This is a genomic window from Bacillus sp. 41-22, assembly GCF_025809295.1.
Classification (GTDB): Bacteria; Bacillota; Bacilli; order Bacillales; family Bacillaceae_G; genus Bacillus_A; species Bacillus_A mycoides.
Window position 1 is genome coordinate 5,204,853 of record NZ_CP084035.1, and the last position, 24,377, is coordinate 5,229,229.

Genomic DNA, 24,377 nt, shown 5'->3' on the forward strand with positions numbered 1-24,377 from the left:
AATATACAAAATTAGTTACAAAAATAGGCAGACGAAATACAAAAAGCTGCTTCTTAAATACGAAGCAGCTTTTTAAGTTCTTTTGCATATGTACGGCTAACCGGGACTTTGGATCCCTCTTTCATAATTAAGTTATAAGTCGAATTAAACCACGGCTGTATCTCAGAAATATGATTAATATTAGCAACGAAACTACGATGAACACGCATAAAAATTGTTTGTGGTAATTTCTTTTCCAAAATGACAAGCGTATCATGTGTTACATATGTTTCTTTCATTGTTTTTACAGTTACTTTCCCATCTACAAGCCCTACATAAATAATATCTTCAATGTTAACAAGTACAATTGATTCCTCAATTGGTAATGCTAATTTATGCATCTCGGCCGTTACATCTACACTCTTTACATCTTGCTTTGTTTCTAACTTTATTTGCTTTTGTTTTTTATATTTCTTTAATGTCTGTACGATACGTTCTTCATCAAATGGCTTTAAAATGTAGTCTAACGCATCTACTTCAAATGCTTGCAATGCATATTGATCATAGGCAGTAGCAAACACAATTGAAGGTGGATTTTTCATTTTCTTTAATATATTTGCGATTTCAAATCCATTATCATCAGATAACTGAATATCTAGAAAAACAATATCTGGTTTGTTTTTCATTAATTCTTCTAATGCATCCTCTACACAATCCGCCTCACCAATTATCTCTACTTCTTTTGTTTTCTCTAATAAATATTTCAATTCATCCCGTGCTAACATTTCATCATCAACTACTAATACTTTTAACACTCCGTTTTTCCTCCTCTACTTTTTTCGGAATCACAAAGAGGATCTTTGTCCCTTGCTCTAATTCACTTTCAATTTGAAGCATTGTCTCTTTCCCAAATAACCCGATAAGTCGTTCATTAATATTATATAAGGCTGTTCCCGTCCCTTTCTTTGATGGAACTACCATTTTTCCTAATTGCTCTAGACGTTCACTCTCAATCCCTTGTCCATTATCCTTTACTTCAAAGTGAACCATCCCTTCTTTTTCAAACACATGTACCTCGACTTGGCACACTGGCTGCTTTTTCGGAAAAGCATGGCGCAATGCATTTTCAACTAATAGCTGAAGCACAAATGGTGGAACTAAAGTCACCTTTAGTTCCTCTTCAATGTACATCTTCACTTCATACTTATTCGGAAACCTCGCTTGCTCTAACGATAAATATGCATGTACATGATTCAACTCTTGTTCTAATGGAATAAGTAATTGTCGTGCCCCTTGCAAATTACAACGAAAATAAACGCTAAGCTGCAATAATAATTTTCTCGCTTTCTCTACATCTGTTCGGCATAAAGCTGATACTGTATTAATTGCATTAAATAAAAAATGCGGATTGATTTGTGCTTGCAACGCTTTTATTTCGGCATCTTGCAATAACTTACTTTGTAACTCAGCTTCACCTAACTCAAGCTGTGTGGAGAATATTTTCGCTAGCCCTTCCGCTAACTCTTCTTCAACACGACTTAATTGATTAGGGTTTTTAAAATAAAGTTTTAATGTTCCTATCGTATTTCCATGTGAAGTTAATGGAATAACAACTGCCGCTTGTAATGGACACCCTTCATGTTGACAATTAATAATCTCACGTGATTTTGCCTTCATTATTTTCCCTGTTTTTAATACTTCTTTTGATAAACCTGTTATTAAACTGTGTGAAGGAATATGATGATCTGATGCTAATCCAACGTGAGCTAAGATTTCCTCTGTATCTGTTAAGGATACCGCATCTGTTCCCGTAAAGCGGTGAATAATTTGTGCCACATGTTTACAAGACTCTTCTGTTAACCCTTGGCGGAAATATGGTAACGTCTTATCAGCAATTCGTAATACTTTATGCGTTTGCAAAGCTTTTGCGTTTTCTTCTTGTCGTAAAATAGCTAGTATCATCGAAAGTAAAATGAAACTGCCAAAACTATTTACAAGAATCATCGGTAGCGCAATTGTTTTTACAACACTAAGTCCATCTTCTATAATTAATAGAATCATAAGCATTTCTAAAGTAACGATAAAAACACTTAAAATCGCAGAAAATTTAGGCGTAATTACACGATTATATTTTTTGAAAATGTATCCAATATACCCCGTTATAACACCTGCTAAAATTGATGAGATTGCACAACTGAGCGCTGTCGTCCCGCCAAGCATATAACGGTGAATACCCGCAATCGATCCCACTCCAATACCGACGATAGGACCACCAAGCAATCCACTAATTCCAACACCCATAATACGTGTATTCGCAATTGTACTAGATGACGAAACACCTTGTAGCCAATTTTCTTTCATAATTGTATTCCCGGCAATTTCAATTCCTGTGTAATTGCTGACAATTGTAAACACTGAAAAAATACAAATAAGCTTAAGCTTATCTACATACCCATCTTGTCTATGAAGAAGGCGCCTGAACGTTTTAATATGAGAAAGTAAAAATCCTAAAATAACAATAAGTCCGACACGTTCAATCATCATAAGTACTAAATTTAGCATCTGTGATTCATTCCTTTTTATATTAGTTAGTTTTATTATGGGAAAATAATGAAGTGGGCGTCAAGAAGAATGCAATATCTTTTGAAATATTTTACACATAACTATCCCCTCTTTATTTGACAATCTAACAGAAGAGTGCTAAAAATAAAGTAATATAATACAGTCCTTTAACCCAACCCCGTGAGGTTGAGAAGGAAGTCGGAATATACTATACGTATGGTCTTTTTTAGGGATACGTATGCTTTTTTGGCCTTCTCATCATATCAGGTGAGAAGGCCTTTTGTTATTCTTCCATAGCGACTGTAGAAGAAAATAAGGAGGAGTAATGATGAACGTCACTACTGATGTACAATCAACAACAGAGGAAACGAAGGAGAAAAGATATAAAACATTGTTTGGTTCTGCGCTAGGATATGCAGCAGAAGGTTTAGATATGTTGCTCTTATCTTTCGTACTCGTCTACATTTTAAAAGAATTTCATTTAAGCCCTGTTGAAGGTGGAAACTTAACATTAGCTACCACAATAGGAATGCTAACCGGGTCTTATTTATTTGGATTTATTGCTGATTTATTTGGGCGTATCCGTACGATGGCCTTCACAATCTTACTATTCTCACTAGCAACAGCACTTATTTATTTTGCAACAGATTATTGGCAATTATTAATTCTTCGCTTTTTAGTTGGAATGGGGGTTGGTGGTGAATTCGGAATTGGAATGGCCATCGTAACTGAAACATGGTCTAAAGAAATGCGCGCTAAGGCGACATCCGTTGTTGCACTTGGATGGCAATTTGGCGTACTAGTCGCTTCACTCCTTCCGGCATTTATCGTCCCGCATTTTGGATGGAGAGCTGTTTTCTTATTTGGACTCATTCCCGCTCTATTAGCTGTTTACGTCCGCAAAAGTTTAAGTGAACCGAAAATATGGGAACAAAAACAACGATACAAAAAAGAATTGTTACAAAAAGAAGCTGAAGGTAATTTAACAACCACTGAAGCAGAACAACTAAAGCAAATAAAAAAGTTCCCACTTCGAAAGTTATTTGCCAATAAAAAAGTAACGATAACAACCATTGGTCTTATTATTATGTCATTTATCCAGAACTTCGGATATTATGGAATTTTCACTTGGATGCCAACTATTTTAGCAAATAAATATAATTACACGTTAGCAAAAGCGAGCGGTTGGATGTTCATCTCTACAATCGGCATGCTAATTGGAATTGCAACTTTTGGTATTCTAGCCGATAAAATTGGCCGCCGTAAAACTTTTACAATCTATTACGTCGGTGGTACTATATACTGTCTCATTTACTTCTTCTTATTCACAGACTCAACATCATTGTTATGGGGAAGTGCACTGCTTGGATTCTTTGCCAATGGCATGATGGGGGGATTCGGAGCAGTTTTAGCTGAAAACTATCCTGCTGAAGCTCGCTCGACAGCAGAGAACTTTATTTTCGGTACAGGACGTGGGTTAGCTGGATTTGGACCTGTTATTATCGGCTTACTTGCTGCAGGTGGTAATTTAATGGGAGCATTATCTCTCATCTTCATTATCTATCCAATCGGTTTAGTTACAATGCTATTATGTGTCCCAGAGACGAAAGATAAAGTATTAGAATAGATTGAAACTGTACGAAATGTTTATCCAAATACTGTCCCCTCAGGAAAAGTATTTGGATAAATAGCAAAGAGGAAGCATCTCAAATGAAATGCTTCCTCTTCTTATATAAATACAATTATTTATTTTGATTTACTAGCTTTTTGGAACAAGAAGCTAGTTTTATCTTCTTCTTTTACAATACCTTGTTTTAACGCTAATTCCCCTGCAACTTTAGGCGCTAGCCATAGCATTGGGAATAACAGAATAGATACCGGAACAGCCGTCACTACAATGAAGGATTGTAAGGCGTTAATACTTCCCTCACCCATATATAAAAGAATCGCCGCAACTGCGCCCATAATAAGCGACCAAAAAACTCGCAAACTAATTCTAGGATCTCCATCTCCAGTCACTGCCATTGAAATCGAATAAGCCATTGAATCTCCTGTTGTCACTACAAATAAAATTGTTAATAAAAGAAATGCAGGTCCAATAATATTAGATAGTGGCAGTTGCTCTGTAATTGCAATCATAGCCGCTGGCATACCAGATTCACTTAATGCGGTCGAGATAGAACCAGGATTCATTAACTCATAAAACACACCTGATCCCCCTAGTATAGTAAACCAAAACGTTGTAATAATAGGTGCAATAATTCCAATTGCAACGATGATTTCTCGGATTGTTCTTCCTCTTGAAATTCGGCTCACTAAAATTGCCATCATCGGTCCATATCCAATAAACCATCCCCAGAAAAAGATTGTCCACGATCCTAACCAAGCTGTATCACCACGATATGTGCTCATTGGAATAAATTCATTTATATAAAATCCAAACGAAGAAACAAATGAATCGATAATAAATCCACCTGGTCCAAATAGTAATACAAATACCATTAATAGAACTGCTAACCTAACATTTAAATTACTTATAATTTGAATCCCTTTATCAATTCCTGTTACCGCAGATATAGTAGAAACAGCTACTACACAAACAATAATGGCTAATTGAGTAGTAAACACATCAGGAATGTTAAACAATGCTTGTAACCCATAACTTGCTTGTAGTCCTAAAAATCCGATTGGACCAATCGTCCCTGCAGCTACCGCAATAATGGCAAATACATCGATTATTGTTCCAAGCCAACTCTTTCGCAATTTCTCTCCAAAAATAGGATATAAAAGCGTTCGAGGTTTTAAAGGCATATCTTTATGATAATGCCCGTACATCATAACTACCGCACTAATTGTACCTAAAATCGTCCAAGCCAGGAAACCCCAGTGCATATAACTTTGTGCTAAAGCCGGCATTACCGCTTCTTTCGTTCCAGCAGTTATACCTTCATGTATTGGTGGCACCGTCATCAAATGGTACATCGGCTCTGCGGCTGCCCAAAAAACGCCACCTCCAGCAAGTAATGTAGACATAATAATAGCGAGCCATTTTGTCGTACTAATCTCAGGTTTTTCTAGCCCCCCAAGTTTAACTCTCCCATATTTTGAAAACGCCATACACATTGCAACAACAAATGTACCAATTAATAAAACCTGCCAAAAGGCACCAAAATATTTAATTGAAGCTGCAAAACTGCTATTAATGGCTCCCTCTACGTAACTTTTATTTAAAATAACTGCAATTACAAATAATAAAAGTGAGCCACCACTAATAAGAAATACAGGCCAATCCGTTTTTCGACTCTTCATCCTCATTTACACTTCCTCCTTCCTCAGCAATCTAAAAAAACAACTTTATTATGTTTTCTTGTTTACACCCAAAACACAATGATTATATAAGTATAATAATTCATCAATTTCCTACACACTTATGTTGTCCCTAAAAATATGCTAAATCCCTTATTTAAAAGAAAATCTCTATTCCTATTACATAAAAAAGCAAAACAAAAGACCTTATATTTCTATAAGGTCTTCGAAACAGAAATTTGATTATAACATAAGGAACTCCTTGGTTCAAAAAGTCCTTTCCAAAAATAACTGATAGTAAAGGCTTCCATTTGCTACGTAACAGTAATTAAAAAAATTATATTTTGCAGAAAAAAAACTATACTAGCTATTATTTATGAAAGAAATTCGGCTTCAAAATTTCATTTGGATACGGTTTATGATAAATATGAGTGGTAGCTGGCGACAACGGTGGAATGAGCCACACCCAATTACCTGTTACAACCCGTCCACATGCCGCTTCCTGCTTCTCAAATTGTTGAAATTGTTGTGCAGCTGTATGGTGATCCACAATACTAACTCCTTGTTTTTTAAAAGAATGTAAAACAGCCACGTTTAATTCAATTAGCGCCTTGTCTTTCCATAACGTACCGTTTCTCGATGTATCGAGCTTCATCATCTCCGCAACAGCCGGAAGTAAATTATAGCGATCATGATCCGCTAAGTTACGAGCCCCAATTTCCGTTCCCATATACCATCCATTGAACGGGGCTGCCGTATAAGAAATACCGCCAATTTCTAAGCACATATCTGAAATCATTGGAACCCCATACCATTTTGCTCCAAGTGACGAAATCGGGTATTCTGGGTGTTCAATTGGCACTTCTTTTACTTCTTCTCTCGGAATTTCTTTATATATAGGTGCCTTCCCGTTTATAGAAAACACAAGTGGCAATACATCGAAATTCGTACCTTCTCCTTGCCAGCCAAGTTCCTGACAAAAATCTGTAAACGCAGTGGAATGAGAGTCACCAATCACTCCCATTTCTGTTTTATATCCTGCATATCGAATCAATTGGTGATTATAAATTCGTATATTATTTTCTTCACCTTGATATTGCTTAAAAATTGTAATTGTCGGTTTAACTTTCCCATCGTTCGTTGCATATTTAATATGATGAATTAATGCATTGTATACACCTTCCTCATCATTTACTTCACGTGCATCTAATATGTGCATCTTACTCCAAAATAGTCTTCCGATACATCGATTACTATTGCGCCATGCCATTCGTGATCCATGAACAAGTTCTTCAAATGTATGCTCATACGTCCCCGTCTTCTCTATCTCAACTTGAATTTCTTTTATTCTCTCTTCTATGAATTGTTCTTTATTAAGCTCTTTATAGCAAACCGTAATAAAATGACTCGCTTCCTCTATTAATTGTTTCGTTTTACTCATAAACGATCTCCTTCTATTTCAACAAAACGTTACTACTTTACAGTATAAGCAAAAAGAATAAGAGTCACAAATGAAAGTCGAAGTGTTACTTTTATTGTAATATTTTTCAGAAAATTAAAGAGATTACTATTGACTTGTATAAAAAATAGGTGTATTTTTGACTCAGGTAAATTATTTTTACCTAGACCAACTTTTTTTAATAAGAAAGGAGGGAATGTTATGTCTTCATTTCAATTGCCAAAGCTTTCATATGACTATGATGAACTAGAGCCATATATCGATAGCAACACGCTTTCTATTCATCATGGAAAGCACCATGCGACATACGTAAATAACTTGAATGCCGCTTTAGAAAACTATACGGAATTACATAATAAATCTTTAGAAGAGTTACTATGTAATTTAGAAACTTTACCAAAAGAAATTGTTACAGCTGTCAGAAATAACGGTGGTGGACATTATTGTCATAGTCTTTTTTGGGAATTAATGAGCCCGCGAGGTGGCGGTGAGCCTAATGGAGACGTTGCAAAAGTAATTGATTATTATTTCAATACCTTTGACAACTTAAAAGATCAACTTTCCAAAGCAGCTATTAGTCGTTTTGGAAGTGGCTATGGATGGCTTGTTCTGGACGGTGAGGAACTTTCCGTTATGAGTACACCCAATCAAGATACACCTTTGCAAGAAGGTAAAATTCCATTACTCGTCATCGATGTATGGGAACACGCCTATTATTTAAAGTATCAAAATCGGCGTCCAGAATTTGTTACCAACTGGTGGCATACGGTGAACTGGGACCGGGTAAATGAAAAGTATTTACAAGCAATTCAATCACAAACACATTAGTCATGCGTATAAGGTAAATTTGGTAATGTAAAATTAGTATTGTCGAAATCCTCCAGAATCCCCCGGATTGCCACCGGGGGATTTATGATTATTTCATTGTATTTATGTAATAACGTAAAACTTTTTCCATCTCTAATTTCAACTCTCGGAACGGGAACCCTAATTCACGAGCCTTTCCATTATGTAACGTACAATTAATCACTCCATTATAAGGAGCAATATTATCTCCTACTTCTTGAATGAGCGCTTTTATCCCGGTATTCTCTTCTATGAAACGAATAACTTCTCTGGTAGAAACCACCCCGTTACTACAAGCATTAATTGGCCCTTCTATGTTTTCCATCCCGCACCAAGCTAAAAACTGTCCTGCTTCCTTTTCATGTATAAATGACAACTCTCCATCTACATGATCCACAACGATAGACTCTTGTTTCACAACATGTTCAACGTAAAATTGTAATCTTTTCGTATAATCGTTTTCTCCAATAACGACGGGAAATCTTACCGCAACGACTGGGAATGTTGCATGTTGAAATAAAACTGCTTCAGCTAATCGCTTACCTTCACTATAATTGAAATCATTCCTACCTCCATACGTAATTGTATACTCGTACGGATTGAAGTTTTCTTCTAATAGGCCTAACGCAGGCTCATAGACAGCCATTGAAGATGTCATAATGTATTTCTTCGTTTTTCCTTTTAGCACTTCACATATTATCTTCGCTGCATTCGAGCTATAGCATAAATTATCGTATACGATATCATAACTTTTACCTTCAAAATGCTCTTCTAGTAGCCTCTCATCTTCTCTATCTACAATCAGTCTTTTTACTGCACTTCCAAAGGAATCTTCAGTAACTCCCCTCGTCGCAATCGTTACATCATGTCCAGCTTGCAACAGTACTTCTACTAAATGTTTACCAAAAAATCTTGTTCCCCCTAGCACCAATACTTTTTTCACCTTCATCATCCCCGTTTTTACAAATTGTAAAATACTACCTCTATTATTATAAACGCTAAAATAAAAAAACATGGAATCAGTTTAACGATTCCATGTTTTTTCTACACACGATACATTAACGTACTCGATATTTAAAAATACAATAGCAGCAATATAAAATAGAAATTACTGATACATAAACCCATAGTTCATATATGAATCCCTCGCCCCATACTCCCATAAAATAAAAGAGTGAAGGCAACGTCAATGTTACCCATGATTGTACAAAGGCAATTCTGCCAAGATATTGATTGATATTCTTTTTTTGTGCATTTAATACAAAGAATAAATACCAAAGTAATGCCCACATAAACCATGTTAACGCATTAACAACATCGTGGAATTGAACAAATGAAACAATCATATAAAATAAAGCAATAATTGCTACCCAAATACAGAACCAGCCTAGTCCACTACTATCCATTCCTTTAATAAAAGTAACGCCTACATATAAATAAGTTAAACCAAATAAAAAAGTAGCCGCATATGAATATACCGTCCAATTACTTTGATCAGAAATCATAATCAAATAGAACGGAATGATAATTTGTAATGCCCCCACAAATAAATTAAAGACACCTGCACTTTTCATCTCTACTTTGCCTAATATGACAAGACTATTTAAAAATAAAGCTGCACCTGAAAGTAATAATCCTACGTAACCCATATATATTCGTGTGAAAATCTTTCCCTTTCACACTTTTAACCTCCCCACAATATAAAGTGATGCTTTATCCCGCATTAACGAGCAGTAAAACTCCCACCTCAAAATTCAGCTAGAGCAAAGAAGTTAAGTGGGAGATCAACTGCCCGTAAAGCCCGATTGGTGAAGGCTAATAATCAGTGGGGATGAACAACCCCCACCCACTGATTAAAGTTTCACTTTATTATTTTTCTTCCTATTTAAAACTACATACATAATTTTTAACCTAAATAAGTTAGACTTCCTACCTTAAAAAATAACAAATTTAAAACGCTTTCAATAATAAATAACCCTATCAAAACATGAAATAGGATTCCTTGATTATAAACGTACTCTAACAATGATACAAGTGTTGGAATACTTTTCAATACTACGTTTTGAATTTCTATAAAAAATTAGTAGAATGATACATTTTCCCTATCTCATTCTATTAATTATTTGCATAGAATATCGTACACTCATATTAATTTAGAAAGGTTTGATATTTATGCCTCTTCATTATCCAAATCATTTTGTTTTTCACTCCACAGGTGTATTAACAAGAGAGCCTGCAACTGTTTCAGCAGTAGTAAACATTGTAAATTTAGATGCATATTACACACACCATGTAACTATAGAGGTTTGGGATTGGTCTAACTATTCTAATCCTGTAAAATTACCTGTACTAATTGGTGAAAATACGGAAGTAGCATTCCCATATATTTTACAAGGCAACCACTTAGCAGTTTTTTATGCTGATTTAGATGACTCTATTGATTTGTATGAAATTCGTATTTCTTATCCTGGCCACTCCAATATTGTTGCAAATTGTTTTGGGCGAAGTATCCCGCCATATACAAGCCAAGAAGGTAATACAGTATACCATAAACAACTCGTTCGAATTCATTTAATCTCCCCTATTATGTGAAAGGGGCTGGTCAGTAATACATTTATCTTTATAAGATAATCGTATTACTGACCTAAAGCGTGATAGTCAATCTTGATAGTATCTCATTTTGAACACTTGCTATTTATCATAAATATCATTCGGATTTATTGTAGGAACAAATCCATTTGTAGAACTATATTTTTTAGATACATTATCTGGGGTCACGGTAAACGTTACAATTTTATTGCTTTGTTGTTTAAAATAACGCATCCACTTTTGACTCCATTCATCTTTCGCAATAACTTGTTTATTGAAGTCTTCCCACAATACACCATGTATAAAATTCAAGGATGTATTTTTGATTGTGTCAAATCCCCAATTCTGTATAAGAAGCAGGTTGGAATCAACACTTTTAATTTCTTTTAATAAATTTACATATGCTTCTCGAAATTTCCCTTGGGTAGACGGCTGATCATAAAAATAGTCATCAATATCACCAGCTGTATCTAAAAACACCCCATCTATTCCTTTTCCAATAACTTGCTGTTTCACCTTATTCACAACAATCCCACGGTAGTGTTCATCAGCTAAATTCATAATATATGTATCCCACTGCTCAATCTTCATTTTCTTACCATCTCTATAATAATAGTCTGATTCAACTACTTGCGATTTATGCCACGATTCTAATTCTAAAACACTAACATAGCCAAGAACTACCGTTCCTGATTTTTTTAATTGCTGAACCTGTTCTTTCGTAAATGCATATGGCTCTATAATGACCATGTCATACTTTGAAAGTCTCTCAATTACTTGCTCATTTGCTTCACCATAATAAATTTTATAACTTCGTACATTTTTTAAAACTGGTTCCACAACATTTGCTTGTGCGGATGTACTTGAGGAAAAAATAAAAGAAAATATAGCTAAAAAGCATACGGAACGTTTCCACTCCATAATAATATTACCCCCTATACAACTGTAATTTTCTATTGTTTTAAATGTTAATACAAATATAGTAATACCATAACATTCTACATTTTTTCAAACTCGATTTTTTATAAAAATCCCAATAAATTCAATACATTAACAGAAATTAGAATTTATTTCACTTGAATTTACTACATCTCTGTTGATAAAATGATTTGGGCTTTATATATTATATATCTTAAAATAATTCTTTTAAATTATGTATTTTATTTCAGTGTACTATTCCTCAAAATTAAATTTGCAAACGAAAGAAGGGGTTTTTTATGCACTATAGACAATCTAATATATTCCAAAAGATGATTGAACCTACGATTCTCTTTATTGCACTATTTTTTCTATCAATACTAACCGATTTTCTTACACCAACGTATGAATACTTCCTACTCTTATTTATTACATTAATTATTTCTAGCCGGTATGGCATATCTATTGCCCTTTTCGCCTTTCTGGAAGCAATGATTTATATTTTTATAAGCGGTATATATAAAGAAAATGATGTATTACTGTACTTTTATTCATTAGATTACTGGATAAGTTGGATTTTCTTACTTGTTATTAGTTTATGCTGTGGACTGATGAGCACTGCACAAAAAGAACGTTATGAAGATGTACATATGATAAATAATGAGTTGAAAGCTGAAAATAAAGAATTAAAATATGTCGTGAAACAATTGGATGAAACACGTATTACACTACGTTCTCGTGTACTTGAGTCAAATAACCACTTATCTAAAATGTATCATATGTTTAAAGCTTTAAATCATACACATCCTGAAATTGTACTCGATGAAGGAATGAATGTATTAAAAATGTATTTTGGAGCAAAAAAAATTGGTATCTATCACGTTGATAACAATAAACAATCGCTTCGTATTAAATTAAGAGCTGAAACTGGTAAAAATACATTATCTCAATCTATTTTCGTTAAAAACGCTTCCTTAGTCATCAAAAATGCGCTAGCGCATAATCGACCTTTTTTCCGTACAGATGAGGATTTTCAAGACGCTCCACTTTTAGTTGGTCCCGTCCTATTCCAAGATGATGTACAATACGTCATTATATTAGACGAAATCGAATTTTCAAAAGTAACTTCTGAGCAATTCGAACTTTTCACATGGTATTTACGCTGGATGGGTGATCGTTTACAAAACGCTTCTAATCTTTGGCTATCCAGTCAAGAGGATCGCACATTCCCTAAAACAAGCATTTATTATGAAGATGAATTTGAACATTTACTAAAAATAGAAAAGAAACGTTACGAAACACTATCTTATCCATATTCCTATTTTGAGTTCAATGCTCCACAAAATTATTTAGGAATGATAAATTCTATTTTAAAAGACCATTTGCGAGATATCGATATATTCGGTTATAGTACAACCGAGCAGAAAATCATGATTTTATTACCTGGCACTGAAGAACAGTTTTGTATACAAGTTCAAACTCGTATACAAAACGCTCTTTCTTCTAAAGGAGTGATAGTCTAATGATTTTACTCCTTCTTTATTTTATTTATGTTATTTTGGTTTTTCTTTTATTTCGATTTACGAAAAGTTTGATTACTAAAGATAAAAAAGGAATTATTGAATTTTGCTTGATTCTATCTCTTCTTTTCCCGCTTATCGGACTTATTGTATCAGCAATCATGTTATTACTTAATATAAGACGTTCCAAAACCGAGTGGTTACAGCAATACTCTGATTATGTTGCCTTTCACGTTGATAATTACGAAGATATTTTGGAATCAGCAAAACAAGATATGGACTTAATTTCATTTTCTTCTGGATTAGAACTAGATAAGCCTGAATTACATAAACAACTCATTGTACAGTTAAGCTCCTCCTCTATTGCTAATGAAGGAGGCTTATTGAAAGAAGCCATTCACCATAAAGATCCTGAAACTGTGCATTACGCAGCAACTACTATTAATTTACTAAATGAACGGTACGAAAAACAAATCGAATACTTAAATAAGCAATTTCTACAAAATCCACAAAATGAAATTGCAAAAGAATTGGTTTCTAACTATTTAAGATATATAAACAGTGGTCTTCTTTCTAATCAGCAAAAAGAAAAAATAATCGCTGAATTTACGAATTTTATTACACAAGGTGTAGAACTATTCCCTAACGAACCTCTTTACCCTTTCCATCTTGGAAATCTGTTTCTACACACAAAACAATATGCAAAGTCTGAAGAACAATTTTTAAATCTTATTCATTTCTATCCTGAATCATATTACGGTTACGTTGGTTTACTTGAAATATATTATGAGCAACAGTTATGGGACGAGCTCTATAACTTAATCAATAATCTAACAGATGCAAAAAGAGTTCATATACTACCGCGTAAATATCAATTATTTGTAAGGCAGTTTGGAGGCGCACACATTGAAAAAGGGGATTAATATATATATCGGGATTATTAGTATCATTTTATTTCTCTTAATTTTATCCATCCTTATATATCGAACAGAAAATTTTTATCAAAAGTTTTCTGTTCCTAAAACTAAAGAAACAGATACTGTTAAAACACTCAAAGCAAAAGATGTAGCTCAAAATGGACAAAAAATGCAATTATACGTTTTAAAAACGGATAATACCTTAGGGCAACAAGTCGAATTTAATACGAAGAAAGCAATGGATTACGCACACCTACACTATAAAGATATTACAGCTAATGAAATTAAGGGACTTACTCCCTCTCCCTATACAGGGATTATTATTACAGGTGAAATAATGGAGCAACTTCCACAAGCTGATATTCAAAATTTTGTACAAATGGGCGGAAGAATTATTATCGCAAACCGATTTGATTCAGATCCTTCCTGGAACACATTATTTGGTATTACCAAAAAAGAAGGTTTCAAAGATGCGAAAGGATTAACCTTTGAAGAAGTTTTATTCCCTGGTTATCCAGATCTCTCAAGTTCTTCTCCACTGTTTACTCATAGCTCACTGAATATTACGCTAGATGAGAATACAACTAATACTTGGATTACAGCAGAAGATACTCCCATCCTTTGGACCAATGACTACGGTGAAGGAAAAGTCTTATATTGGAATACAACAGCATTGAACGATAAATTAGGTAGAGGTATGTTCGTTCAATCACTGGGTACTATTTTCCCAAATTTCGCTACAGCACAACTTGGAGCGGAGATTATGTATATCGATGACTTCCCATCTCCGATTCCAAGTGGAGAACTAAAAAACTTAACGAAAGAAAAAATTTCTGTTGAAGAATTTTATAAAAAACATTGGTGGAAAAATATGAAGGATATCTCTGAAGATCTTGATATTAAATATACGGGTGTTGCCATTGGGACGTACCAAAATAAAGTAACGCCACCCTTTGAAGATTTCACAGGTAAAAATAGAAATACCTATTTATTATTTGGGAGAGAATTACTAAGTCACGGCGGGGAAATAGGCATTCATGGCTATAACCATCAACCTTTATTATTACCACCAGATCCAGTAGATAAAGCACTTGAATATGTTCCATGGAATTCAAAAGAGGATATGGAGAGCTCCTTAGATGCTCTGCAAAAACTCGTGTATAACTTCTTTCCAAACGAAAAATTAAAAACCTATGTACCACCATCCAATATTATAAATACAACTGGATTAAGTGCATTAAACGACGCGGTTCCAACTATGGAAACAGTTGCTTCTCTATATGTGGGAAGTAAAAGTAACGGTAGTTTAATTCAAGAATTTGGACCAGATGAACATAATAAAAACATTTATCACTTCCCGCGCATTACGAGCGGCTATGCTATCACAGATGAAGAGCAATTTATCTTAACTGATGTTACCGCAAATTTAGGGGTTATCTCACATTTCGTCCATCCAGATGATATCCTTGATGAAAAACGCTCAGGTAATTTAACATGGGAAGAATTATTTAAAGCTTATAAAAAGACAATTAAAGAAATACGAGAAAGATATCCTTATATAAAAAGTATGACCCAAAGTGAAGCAACTGCTTCTATGAAAATTTATCAAACTGGTGACCTAGATGTTTCTTATGAAGATGATGCTGTTCACATTGCATATAAAGGGTTACCAAACCATACTTCAACAATTATACGTGTAGAAGAAGGTAAGAAAATACAACCTGGCTCATTCTCTTACGGTACAGTTAAAAAGCTTGATTCCCAAATTTATAGCGTTACGTTAACGAAAGCCAGCGCTACGATTCCAATTAAAGGAGCATAACAGATGAGAATAGGTTTGGTCGTTGAAGGCAGCTATCCCTTTGTAAGTGGAGGGGTAGCAAGCTGGGTTCAAATGATTATCCAGCAGTTTAAAGAACATGAATTTACGATTTTCGCGATAGTCCCTCAAGTAAAAACAGAAGATGAATATCAATATGAAATTCCAAGCAATGTAAAAGACATCATTCTGATTCCTTTGCAATCAGAAAATGAAGCAAAATATATAAAAACCAATTTAACTAAACAAGAAGTACAGACACTTCAAAAATGGTTTACATTTCAAGCTAACGATACAACAGCATTACAAATATTAGGAAATAAACAAAAGCTAGGAACACTCCATTCCTTCTTCGAAAGCCGTGAGTTTTATGCAATCATTAAAGAAAGCTATTTATATGAAGAAAGTAGTGGATCCTTCTTAAATTACTTTTGGATGTGGAGATCTATGTTCACACCAATCATTCAAATTTTACAAATTGATTTTCCTGAATTAGATCTTATTCATTCTGTATCGACAGGGTATGGTGGATTGCTCGGTGCTGCAATTAGTGCCAAGTCCGATATACCATTTATTCTAACTGAACACGGTATTTATTCTCGGGAGCGTGAAGAAGAAATACTACAATCTACTTGGATACCAATTGAATATAAAAAAAGATGGGTTTCTTTCTTTCATCACTTGTCTCATCAAGCATATGAACAAGCCGCTGATGTAATTACGTTGTTCGGCCGAAATAGTGCATATCAAAAAGAATTAGGTGCTCCGGCCCATAAACTAAAAATCGTTCCAAATGGCGTTACTTTATCTGACTATAAAGGGTTACGTAAACCAAAATACAATTCGGATAAACTCATCATTTCCGCTATTATACGAGTTGTGCCAATTAAAGATGTAAAAACAATGATTTATGCAGCTAAATTATTATTAGAAAAAGATATTCCATTTATATTTTACTTACTAGGTCCTGATACGGAAGAAGCAGAATATGCTCAGGAATGTCGTGATTTAATTCAACAATTAGGATTAGAAGAGCATGTAATAATGACCGGCAAAGTAAATATTAAAGATTACTTAAAACAAACAGATATTCTCGTATTAACAAGTATATCTGAAGGACAACCATTAGCTATGTTAGAAGGAATGGCAGCAGGATTACCATGGGTTGTTACAGATGTCGGCTCTTGTAAGGAATTAATTTACGGACAAGATGAAGATCCTTACGGACAATGTGGATTTGTTGTACCACCTGTATCCCCTGAACAAGTTGCCATTCATTTAGAGTGGTATTATCGTCACCCTGAATCCATTCAACAATTTGGGGATAACGGGCGCAATCGTATTGAAGCGCACTATCAATTATCAGGTGTCGTTGATAGTTATCGTAAGCTTTACTTAGAAAGAGGTAAAAAAACATGGCAGGGATAGGATTTCGTTTACAAAAATTATTCCAAGAAGACTACTATTCTTCCAGAATAAAAGCGTACGGATTTTCATTATTTGTTACAGCTGGTCCTTGGTTAGTCGTTATTTTAGCAGTAACAGCTATTCGATACATTTTAAGTTTGTTCCATTCTATTTCAATTGAGGAACAGCGCCTTTTTACAATTTCAATTTCATACTGCTTCATTTTTTCTCAAATCATATATGGTGCCTTGCAGCTCATCGTAACTAGATATGTGGCCGACCTTTTATATGAGCAACAAGCTGATAAAGTATTTTCTTCCTTTTTAGGAATGACGAAAATCACACTTTTTTTAGCTATTATCTTATGGCTTTTGTTTGCAATTTTTACGCCATTAGCCTTGTATTATAAAATCGTGATGCTATTTTTATTTTTAGCTTTAAACATCATTTGGATTCAATCCATTTATTTAACAGCAGCTAAAGATTATCAGTCCATCGCTCTTGCATTTTTAATTGGTTCCATTTTCTCCTTATCTGGAATTGCGCTTATCGCTTACTGGCATCCAACACTTGGAATAGAACACGGATTGGCCCTATTACTTTTAATTTCTTTTACAATCGGGACTTTCATTACATTAGTGTGGTTAAGTATAGTTATTGTACGAATGTTTCCAAATAGTGATGCTACTGAACAATTTACCTTTCTTTCTTATTTAGATAAATATCCAGAACTATTTTGGTCAAGCTTACTTTACAATATTGGCATTTGGGTATGTAACTTTGTTATTTGGTTCGGAGAAGGGCGAGGAAATATTGAAAACACGTTTATTTATCATCAAATTTATGATACATCTGTTTTCTGGGCTTATTTAAGCATTATCCCAACCTATATTTTCTTCGTAGTATCCATTGAAACAAGGTTTTATGAACGGTATAAGAAGTTCTTCGGTTCAGTTAACAATGGGGCGACATTAAATACAATTTTACAATTAAAAGAATCAATGAACTTTGTCCTAAAGCAAGAAATGGAACGAATACTTCGTAATCAAGGTATTTTTTCTTTACTTATTATTTTTATAATATGGATGTTTAGTTCACAATCTGGGAACGTAACACTTGAATACTCTATTTTGCAGCTGACTATAATTGGTGCTTATGCAAACGGGATGGTCCTTGTTATCACGTTACTACTCTTATATTTTGAAGATCGTAAAGGGGCATTTCGAACATCAGCCCTGTTCTTTTCTGCAAATTTGTTATTAAGTCTTCTTCTACTTCCATTTGGGTTCAATGGTTACGGTATTAGTTTTGCACTTGGATCTTCTATTACATTCTTATATGCTATTTCTAGACTCTTTACTTACATTAAAGATATTGATTACTATACGTTTTGTCAGTCAAATACTCCTATAAAACGGCGAACTTTCTTTACTAAATTTGCTAATAAACTTAATGGAAATAAATAAATAAAAATGACCTTTTGCTCCCGCAAAAGGTCATTTTTTTATCTGTTTATTAAACTTCTAGATAGCCATTTTTGTTATTTGATTGCCATCTCCAAGAGTCTGCACACATCTCTTCTAATCCGCGTTTTGCTTCCCATCCTAATTCACGCTTCGCTTTCGATGCATCTGCAAAACATACTGCCACATCACCAGGTCGACGCTCCGTAATTTTATAAGGAACTTCTTTGCCCGAAACCTTTTCAAATGCTTCAACCATTTCCAACACACTATAACCAGTACCTGTACCGAGATTGTATGCATCTATCCCAGTAGTGCCAAGTACCTTTTCAAGCGCCTTTACATGGCCATTTGCTAAGTCTACAACATGAATATAATCACGGACACCCGTGCCATCTTTTGTTGGATAGTCATTTCCAAATACACTTAATTCCTTTAACTTCCCTACTGCTACTTGTGTTACATATGGCATTAAGTTATTTGGAATTCCGTTTGGATCTTCTCCAATACGTCCACTTTCATGTGCACCAAATGGGTTGAAATAACGAAGTAATGTGATACTCCATTCTGCATCCGCAAATGCTACATCACGCATAATTTGCTCAATCATTAATTTCGTTTGACCATATGGATTTGTTGCACTTAATGGAAACTCCTCCGTAATTGGTGATATTTCTGGAATACCATACACTGTTGCAGATGAACTGAAGATCATCTTCTTCACATTATGCTTCTGCATCACTTCACATAGCACTAGTGTGCTTGTAATGTTGTTATGATAATACGTTAACGGAATTTCTACTGATTCCCCTACAGCCTTAAAGCCTGCAAAGTGAATAACAGCTTCAATTGTATTTTCTTCAAAAATCATATCAAGTGCTTCTCGATTTAAAATATCTTCTTTATAAAATTTAAACTGTTTTCCTGTTATCTCTGTCACTCGATTTATAGACTCTACTGAGCTATTCGAAAGATTATCTACTACTATAATTTCGTAACCGTTTTTTAGTAATTCTACGCATGTATGACTACCAATATATCCTGCTCCACCTGTTACAAGTATTGCCATAATTATAGTCCTCCATATTTCATTCATTATAAACTTCTCAAAGTATATCACATATTTCTTATCATATGTTTATTATGCGAACACAGAAACTTACATTTTATCCCATGATTTTTAGTACAATACACGATTCAAATCAGGTAATAAAAAAACGCCACATAACAGACATCGCGTGGCGTTTTTTGATCAAATTACGTAACAATATACACTTAGAAAATGTGCAAGACTACCTAACAATACAAAAACATGAAAAATTTCATGGTGTCCCATATATTTAAACTCCAACCATTTTGGCTTCGCACCGTAAATAAACCCACCAATTGTATAAAAAATGCCTCCAAGTACTAAGAAAATAATACCTCCTGTACTTAGATTCTCAGCTAGCGGTGCAAAGAATAGAACAATTAACCAACCCATCAGAAGATAAATTGCTGTCGATAACCATCTTGGACAATTAAACCAAAACATTTTAAAAGCAATACCACAAATTGCCGTTGCATAAACTAAACAAAATAATAGTAAACCATTTGCCGAATTTAATGTAATTAAGCAAAAGGGTGCATATGTACCTGCAATTAATATGAAAATCATAGAATGATCTAGCTTCCTAAAGAAATAAATAACACGTTCACTGGCTACGACACTATGATACACAGCTGATGCCATATAAAGGACCATCATCCCGATACCGAATAAAATAACAGCTGTAATTGCAGCAACAGATGGCATCTTAACAGAAACTTTCACAAGCATAGCTAATAATGCAATAAATGATAATACAGCTCCTCCTAAGTGAGTAAATGCATTAACCGGTTCTCTTACATAAACATTCATATAAACACCCCTCATATAATTACATGTAGTTTTCATAACTACATGTAATTATATACATATTATCCGTGCGGGTCAACATTTACAATTCATTTGTTTCGTAATACCATATTTAAAGATATACTAAACATTAAGTTCCACTAAGTTATAAAAGTGAGGGGTTCTACGTGGAAAATATAAATAAATTACTTGAATCATTACATTTAGAAAAAAGTATTAAACTTGAGGATATCCCAAATGTCGACTTATATGTAGACCAAGTTGTCCAACTATTTGAGAATACTTATGCGGATACAACGAGAACTGATGATGAAAAAGTATTAACAAAAACAATGATTAACAATTACGCAAAAGGGAAATTATTCATCCCTATCAAAAATAAAAAGTATTCAAAAGAACATATGATTTTAATCAGCTTAATTTATCAATTAAAAGGAGCTCTTTCCATTAATGATATAAAAAGCTCCTTAGAAAATATAAATGCACCGTTAATAAACGATGCTACATTCGAATTAAACACTCTATATAAAGATTACCTTTCTCTTACTGACACCAATGTGGAAAGCTTTAAGCAAGACGTGAATAACCGTGTTAAGGAAGTAAACGAGGTTTCTTCCTTAGAAGATCCAAAGCTAGAAAAGTTTTTATTACTAACATCCTTCGTGACTATGAGTAATATGTATAGACGTTTAGCAGAGAAACTAGTTGATGACCTCAAAGAAACTTAAACAAAAAAACTATCCACCTGTTAGAGGTGGATAGTTTTTTTGTTTACTTAATTGCTTCATGAACCTTTAATTGTTTCCCTTTAATCGTTGTGTTTTTCATATTTTTTAAAACAAGTGGTCCTTTTCCATTTAATATTTCAACGTAAGAAACATTGTCTTGTATTGTAATAATTCCTATATCTTCTGCTGTAACACCTTTAATTTTAGCAATTGTACCGACGAAATCTACCGCCCTAATTTTCTTTTTCTTCCCGCCATTAAAGTACAATTTCATAATTCCTTTGTTTAGGTCTGCATTTTTATCTTTCTTTATAATTGGTTTAGCATGTATCTTTTCCTCAAATACTGCTTTCCCTTTCATAACTTCTTCTTTTGAAGGTGCAAGTGCCTTTGGAATTTCAAAGCCAATGTACTCCTCAATCTCTTCTAAAAATCTATTTTCATACGGCGTCATGAATGTAATAGCTTTCCCGTTATTACCAGCTCGTCCCGTTCTTCCCGTACGATGTACATAACTTTCTTTTTCTAATGGAATATCATAGTTAATAACATGTGTAATATTATCAATATCAATTCCTCTAGCAGCTACGTCTGTCGCTACTAAATAACGGAACTTTCCTTTTCTAAAATCGTCCATAACTTCAAAACGATCTTCTTGTACCATACCACCATGTATTTTGTCACAAGGATAGTTAACCCGCTTTAACTGCTGAAATACGTGATCTACATTTTCTTGCGTACGGCAAAAAATAATACAACTATCTGGATTCTCAATCGTTGTTACATCTTTAAGAAGTGAAAGCTTCTCCTCTTCTCTCATCTCAAAAAGTGTATGTTCAATTTTATCTGTTGTAATCCCGGTAGCCTTAATTTCAATATGCGTTGGCGAATCCATATACGTACGAGATAACTTTTCAACATCTTTTGGAAGTGTTGCTGAAAATAGCATTGTCATTCGTTTTTTAGGTAATTCGTCAATAATTGCCTCTACTTGATCGATAAAACCCATATTCAGCATTTCATCCGCTTCATCAATAACTAAATACTTCAAACACTCTAAAGAAAGGGTACCTTTTTCAATATGATCTAACACACGGCCAGGAGTCCCAACTACAATATGTGTTTTTTGCTTTAACTCTAATTTTTGACGTGCAAATGGAGATTTACCATAAACTGCAGCGGCCTTAATTCTTTTGAAACGACCTATATTCGTAATATCTTCTTTTACTTGCACCGCAAGCTCTCTCGTCGGTGTTAAAACTAAAGCTTGTGGCTTATTCTCTTCCCACTCCACCATTTCACAAAGTGGTATGCCAAATGAAGCGGTTTTTCCACTTCCAGTCTGTGATTTCACGACAAGGTCTTTCTTTTGCAAGGCAACTGGAATAACCTCTCCTTGCACTTCCGTTGGATGTTCATATCCTAAACCAGTAAGTGCTCTTACAATTTCTTTACTTAATGCATAATCGGTAAAACTTCTTTTACTCATGTAATAACCTCATTTTATTCTGTATTTAATAATTATATTTTTTATTCCCCTACATTTAATTATACTAAGAGGATATATCAAACTAATATTTTTAATTCGCTAAAATATCAACTTAACCTAAGTATAACTCTTTTTATATTGTTTTTTAAAACAACATAATAAAGGACAGTCTTAATAATAAGCCTGTCCACCTACATAACGAAAAATATTTTATTTTCAGATTTTTCCTTTACGGAACTAGCCTTTTTACAACCGGTATTCTTTGCAATACTAAAGTTATTAACATACTAAGGACAAGTGTAATAATTACATTTATAGGTATTGCCAATATTGCATGTACATGTGCATTCACCTTTGGAATGACTATGTATAGATAATTATTTAATAAGAAAAAGTGAAGAATATAAATCCCAAGACTTGCTTGGTTTATGCCACGTAATAAAAATGGCAATTGCCTTTCTGAATTTTGGAAAGCATATTTAAAAAAGACAAATAACCCAATTGCCATAAGTACAACACCTGGCGCAAAATATTCATACCAATATTGATCCAGCTGTCCATTTGCTTTCAATGTATAATGGTATGTCATAAAGAATGTACCAATACATCCTACAACTCCCCCAATATAAGAAATATTACGCCATTTTTTCGCAATATCATAATTTGATAAGTAATAACCAAGTAGAAAATATCCTACATAATTTGTAACATAAAATAATTCAATATTAAAGTTGATAGGATAATAATAGTTTACTAGTTTAACTATTACAGATGCATATAGCCATAAAATTAAAAAATATTCTATCTCTCTCTTCTTAGCATTTTTCACAAATACTTTCAGTAAAGGTGCGATTAAATATATTCCTACAATCATATATAAGAACCATAGATGTAACCCGATACTATTTGTTAAAAAGTACTTTATCCCTTGCTTTAAAGAAGCCGGAAAATATCCTACGCAAGCCCCATAGATGTAAAATATAGCACTCCAACCTATAAAAGGTATAATCACTTTACTTGCACGTTTCTTTAAAAATTCCCCAATAGAAGTATCTTTTGTTCCCTTTAATAATAGGGCTCCACTAATCATTACAAAAATTGGTACACTAGCACGCGAAAGTGAGTCGTAAAAATTACCAGCCAGCCAACGCGACACGTTATTTGAATCTAACGTAGAAACATAACCAGCAGCAACGTGAATTGTAACGACCGCAATTGTCGCTAATACACGTAGCCAATCCATATACACTAATCGTCCCATAAAATCTCCCCTAAATTAATATATTTCTCTATTATTCTCCCTACATAATTCTACAGTAATCGATTACACATTAAAATACATTGTAGCCATATAAATCCAAAAATATTAAATAAGCTTTATTTTTTAAAATTAAACATTAAAACCTTTGACTTATTACTAAAAATACTGTAAATTATCATTTGGACGAACGTTTTTAAGTGAACTATGTAAAATATTC

20 protein-coding genes are annotated in these 24,377 nt (G+C 33.9%); 9 read left to right on the top strand and 11 right to left on the bottom strand.

Translation table 11 applies throughout. From position 1 onward, the window contains the following. Positions 1-53: 53 nt before the first annotated feature. Together LCF45_RS26715 and lytS are read right to left on the bottom strand one after the other, a co-directional pair. Complete coding sequence (locus tag LCF45_RS26715; protein ID WP_002130151.1) at positions 54-794, bottom strand: LytR/AlgR family response regulator transcription factor; 741 nt, start codon at positions 792-794, stop codon at positions 54-56. Next, positions 772-2,541 (bottom strand): two-component system sensor histidine kinase LytS, encoded by a 1,770-nt coding sequence (gene lytS / locus LCF45_RS26720; RefSeq protein ID WP_078203725.1) that lies wholly within the window; start codon positions 2,539-2,541, stop codon positions 772-774. The genes LCF45_RS26715 and lytS overlap by 23 nt, the downstream gene beginning before the upstream one ends. A 328-nt stretch (positions 2,542-2,869) precedes the next feature. Between lytS and LCF45_RS26725 the strand changes: the two genes are divergently transcribed. After that, the gene (locus tag LCF45_RS26725) at positions 2,870-4,168 is read left to right on the top strand and encodes an MFS transporter (protein ID WP_002167291.1); all 1,299 of its coding nucleotides are present in this window, start codon (positions 2,870-2,872) and stop codon (positions 4,166-4,168) included. 119 nt (positions 4,169-4,287) lie between these two features. Here the strand turns inward: LCF45_RS26725 and LCF45_RS26730 are convergent, their stop codons facing one another. Further along, positions 4,288-5,856: a BCCT family transporter gene (locus LCF45_RS26730; protein WP_033731133.1), complete on the bottom strand. Its 1,569-nt coding sequence runs from the start codon at positions 5,854-5,856 to the stop codon at positions 4,288-4,290. 361 nt (positions 5,857-6,217) lie between these two features. Further along, entirely contained in the window at positions 6,218-7,288 is a 1,071-nt protein-coding gene (locus LCF45_RS26735; RefSeq protein WP_002089906.1) for a nitric oxide synthase oxygenase, read from the bottom strand. 219 nt (positions 7,289-7,507) lie between these two features. Between LCF45_RS26735 and sodA the strand changes: the two genes are divergently transcribed. Then, positions 7,508-8,134 (top strand): superoxide dismutase [Mn], encoded by a 627-nt coding sequence (gene sodA / locus LCF45_RS26740; protein WP_002068665.1) that lies wholly within the window; start codon positions 7,508-7,510, stop codon positions 8,132-8,134. Positions 8,135-8,222: 88 nt separating this feature from the next. Here the strand turns inward: sodA and LCF45_RS26745 are convergent, their stop codons facing one another. Both LCF45_RS26745 and LCF45_RS26750 read right to left on the bottom strand, forming a co-directional pair. After that, positions 8,223-9,167 carry an NAD-dependent epimerase/dehydratase family protein gene (locus tag LCF45_RS26745; RefSeq protein ID WP_170935217.1) on the bottom strand — a complete coding sequence of 315 codons (945 nt, stop codon included), beginning with the start codon at positions 9,165-9,167 and terminating at the stop codon, positions 8,223-8,225. A 43-nt stretch (positions 9,168-9,210) separates the two neighbouring features. Beyond that, entirely contained in the window at positions 9,211-9,801 is a 591-nt protein-coding gene (locus LCF45_RS26750) for an AmiS/UreI family transporter (RefSeq protein WP_002068662.1), read from the bottom strand. A 523-nt stretch (positions 9,802-10,324) separates the two neighbouring features. Between LCF45_RS26750 and LCF45_RS26755 the strand changes: the two genes are divergently transcribed. Next, on the top strand, positions 10,325-10,744 hold the full coding sequence (locus tag LCF45_RS26755; protein ID WP_002167290.1) for a hypothetical protein: 420 nt from the start codon (positions 10,325-10,327) through the stop codon (positions 10,742-10,744). Positions 10,745-10,843: 99 nt separating this feature from the next. On the opposite strand, the gene LCF45_RS26760 is transcribed toward LCF45_RS26755, so the two are convergent. Beyond that, positions 10,844-11,662: a glycoside hydrolase family 191 protein gene (locus tag LCF45_RS26760; RefSeq protein WP_002130160.1), complete on the bottom strand. Its 819-nt coding sequence runs from the start codon at positions 11,660-11,662 to the stop codon at positions 10,844-10,846. 296 nt (positions 11,663-11,958) lie between these two features. Between LCF45_RS26760 and LCF45_RS26765 the strand changes: the two genes are divergently transcribed. The 5 genes from LCF45_RS26765 to pelG are packed head-to-tail and all read left to right on the top strand — an operon-like array spanning position 11,959 to position 18,788. Then, a complete protein-coding gene (locus LCF45_RS26765) occupies positions 11,959-13,182 on the top strand; it encodes a GAF domain-containing protein (RefSeq protein ID WP_263894401.1) in 1,224 nt (407 codons plus the stop codon). Beyond that, positions 13,182-14,102, top strand: a complete 921-nt coding sequence (locus LCF45_RS26770) for a tetratricopeptide repeat protein (protein ID WP_078203722.1) — start codon at positions 13,182-13,184, stop codon at positions 14,100-14,102. The genes LCF45_RS26765 and LCF45_RS26770 overlap by 1 nt, the downstream gene beginning before the upstream one ends. Beyond that, complete coding sequence (locus LCF45_RS26775) at positions 14,086-15,918, top strand: DUF2194 domain-containing protein (RefSeq protein ID WP_002130164.1); 1,833 nt, start codon at positions 14,086-14,088, stop codon at positions 15,916-15,918. Before LCF45_RS26770 ends, LCF45_RS26775 begins: the two co-directional genes overlap by 17 nt. 3 nt (positions 15,919-15,921) lie before the next feature. Further along, positions 15,922-17,343 (top strand): GT4 family glycosyltransferase PelF, encoded by a 1,422-nt coding sequence (gene pelF, locus LCF45_RS26780; protein WP_263894402.1) that lies wholly within the window; start codon positions 15,922-15,924, stop codon positions 17,341-17,343. Beyond that, on the top strand, positions 17,331-18,788 hold the full coding sequence (gene pelG / locus LCF45_RS26785) for an exopolysaccharide Pel transporter PelG (RefSeq protein WP_263894403.1): 1,458 nt from the start codon (positions 17,331-17,333) through the stop codon (positions 18,786-18,788). The genes pelF and pelG overlap by 13 nt, the downstream gene beginning before the upstream one ends. Positions 18,789-18,837: 49 nt before the next feature. On the opposite strand, the gene galE is transcribed toward pelG, so the two are convergent. After that, positions 18,838-19,854 carry a UDP-glucose 4-epimerase GalE gene (galE, locus tag LCF45_RS26790; protein WP_063226011.1) on the bottom strand — a complete coding sequence of 339 codons (1,017 nt, stop codon included), beginning with the start codon at positions 19,852-19,854 and terminating at the stop codon, positions 18,838-18,840. Between the two features lie 183 nt (positions 19,855-20,037). Then, entirely contained in the window at positions 20,038-20,685 is a 648-nt protein-coding gene (gene trhA / locus LCF45_RS26795; RefSeq protein ID WP_002016441.1) for a PAQR family membrane homeostasis protein TrhA, read from the bottom strand. A 164-nt stretch (positions 20,686-20,849) separates the two neighbouring features. Here trhA and LCF45_RS26800 point away from each other — a divergent pair, with 164 nt between their 5' ends. Next, positions 20,850-21,410: a DUF1836 domain-containing protein gene (locus tag LCF45_RS26800; protein WP_002130171.1), complete on the top strand. Its 561-nt coding sequence runs from the start codon at positions 20,850-20,852 to the stop codon at positions 21,408-21,410. Positions 21,411-21,453: 43 nt separating this feature from the next. Here the strand turns inward: LCF45_RS26800 and LCF45_RS26805 are convergent, their stop codons facing one another. Both LCF45_RS26805 and LCF45_RS26810 read right to left on the bottom strand, forming a co-directional pair. Further along, a complete protein-coding gene (locus LCF45_RS26805; protein WP_002130172.1) occupies positions 21,454-22,899 on the bottom strand; it encodes a DEAD/DEAH box helicase in 1,446 nt (481 codons plus the stop codon). Positions 22,900-23,128: 229 nt separating this feature from the next. Then, complete coding sequence (locus LCF45_RS26810) at positions 23,129-24,160, bottom strand: acyltransferase (RefSeq protein WP_002130174.1); 1,032 nt, start codon at positions 24,158-24,160, stop codon at positions 23,129-23,131. Positions 24,161-24,377 lie beyond the last annotated feature (217 nt).

Excerpts from the sequence above, each read along its gene's own strand:
- LCF45_RS26760 (WP_002130160.1), bottom strand. The coding sequence starts at position 11,662 with ATGGAGTGGAAACGTTCCGTATGCTTTTTAGCTATATTTTCTTTTATT.
- trhA (WP_002016441.1), bottom strand. The coding sequence starts at position 20,685 with ATGAATGTTTATGTAAGAGAACCGGTTAATGCATTTACTCACTTAGGA.
- LCF45_RS26750 (WP_002068662.1), bottom strand. The coding sequence starts at position 9,801 with ATGGGTTACGTAGGATTATTACTTTCAGGTGCAGCTTTATTTTTAAAT.
- LCF45_RS26735 (WP_002089906.1), bottom strand. The coding sequence starts at position 7,288 with ATGAGTAAAACGAAACAATTAATAGAGGAAGCGAGTCATTTTATTACG.
- galE (WP_063226011.1), bottom strand. The coding sequence starts at position 19,854 with ATGGCAATACTTGTAACAGGTGGAGCAGGATATATTGGTAGTCATACA.
- LCF45_RS26745 (WP_170935217.1), bottom strand. The coding sequence starts at position 9,167 with ATGTTTTTTTATTTTAGCGTTTATAATAATAGAGGTAGTATTTTACAA.
- LCF45_RS26805 (WP_002130172.1), bottom strand. The coding sequence starts at position 22,899 with ATGAGTAAAAGAAGTTTTACCGATTATGCATTAAGTAAAGAAATTGTA.
- LCF45_RS26810 (WP_002130174.1), bottom strand. The coding sequence starts at position 24,160 with ATGGGACGATTAGTGTATATGGATTGGCTACGTGTATTAGCGACAATT.
- pelG (WP_263894403.1), top strand. The coding sequence starts at position 17,331 with ATGGCAGGGATAGGATTTCGTTTACAAAAATTATTCCAAGAAGACTAC.
- LCF45_RS26755 (WP_002167290.1), top strand. The coding sequence starts at position 10,325 with ATGCCTCTTCATTATCCAAATCATTTTGTTTTTCACTCCACAGGTGTA.
- sodA (WP_002068665.1), top strand. The coding sequence starts at position 7,508 with ATGTCTTCATTTCAATTGCCAAAGCTTTCATATGACTATGATGAACTA.
- pelF (WP_263894402.1), top strand. The coding sequence starts at position 15,922 with ATGAGAATAGGTTTGGTCGTTGAAGGCAGCTATCCCTTTGTAAGTGGA.
- LCF45_RS26725 (WP_002167291.1), top strand. The coding sequence starts at position 2,870 with ATGAACGTCACTACTGATGTACAATCAACAACAGAGGAAACGAAGGAG.
- LCF45_RS26770 (WP_078203722.1), top strand. The coding sequence starts at position 13,182 with ATGATTTTACTCCTTCTTTATTTTATTTATGTTATTTTGGTTTTTCTT.
- LCF45_RS26730 (WP_033731133.1), bottom strand. The coding sequence starts at position 5,856 with ATGAGGATGAAGAGTCGAAAAACGGATTGGCCTGTATTTCTTATTAGT.
- LCF45_RS26765 (WP_263894401.1), top strand. The coding sequence starts at position 11,959 with ATGCACTATAGACAATCTAATATATTCCAAAAGATGATTGAACCTACG.
- lytS (WP_078203725.1), bottom strand. The coding sequence starts at position 2,541 with ATGCTAAATTTAGTACTTATGATGATTGAACGTGTCGGACTTATTGTT.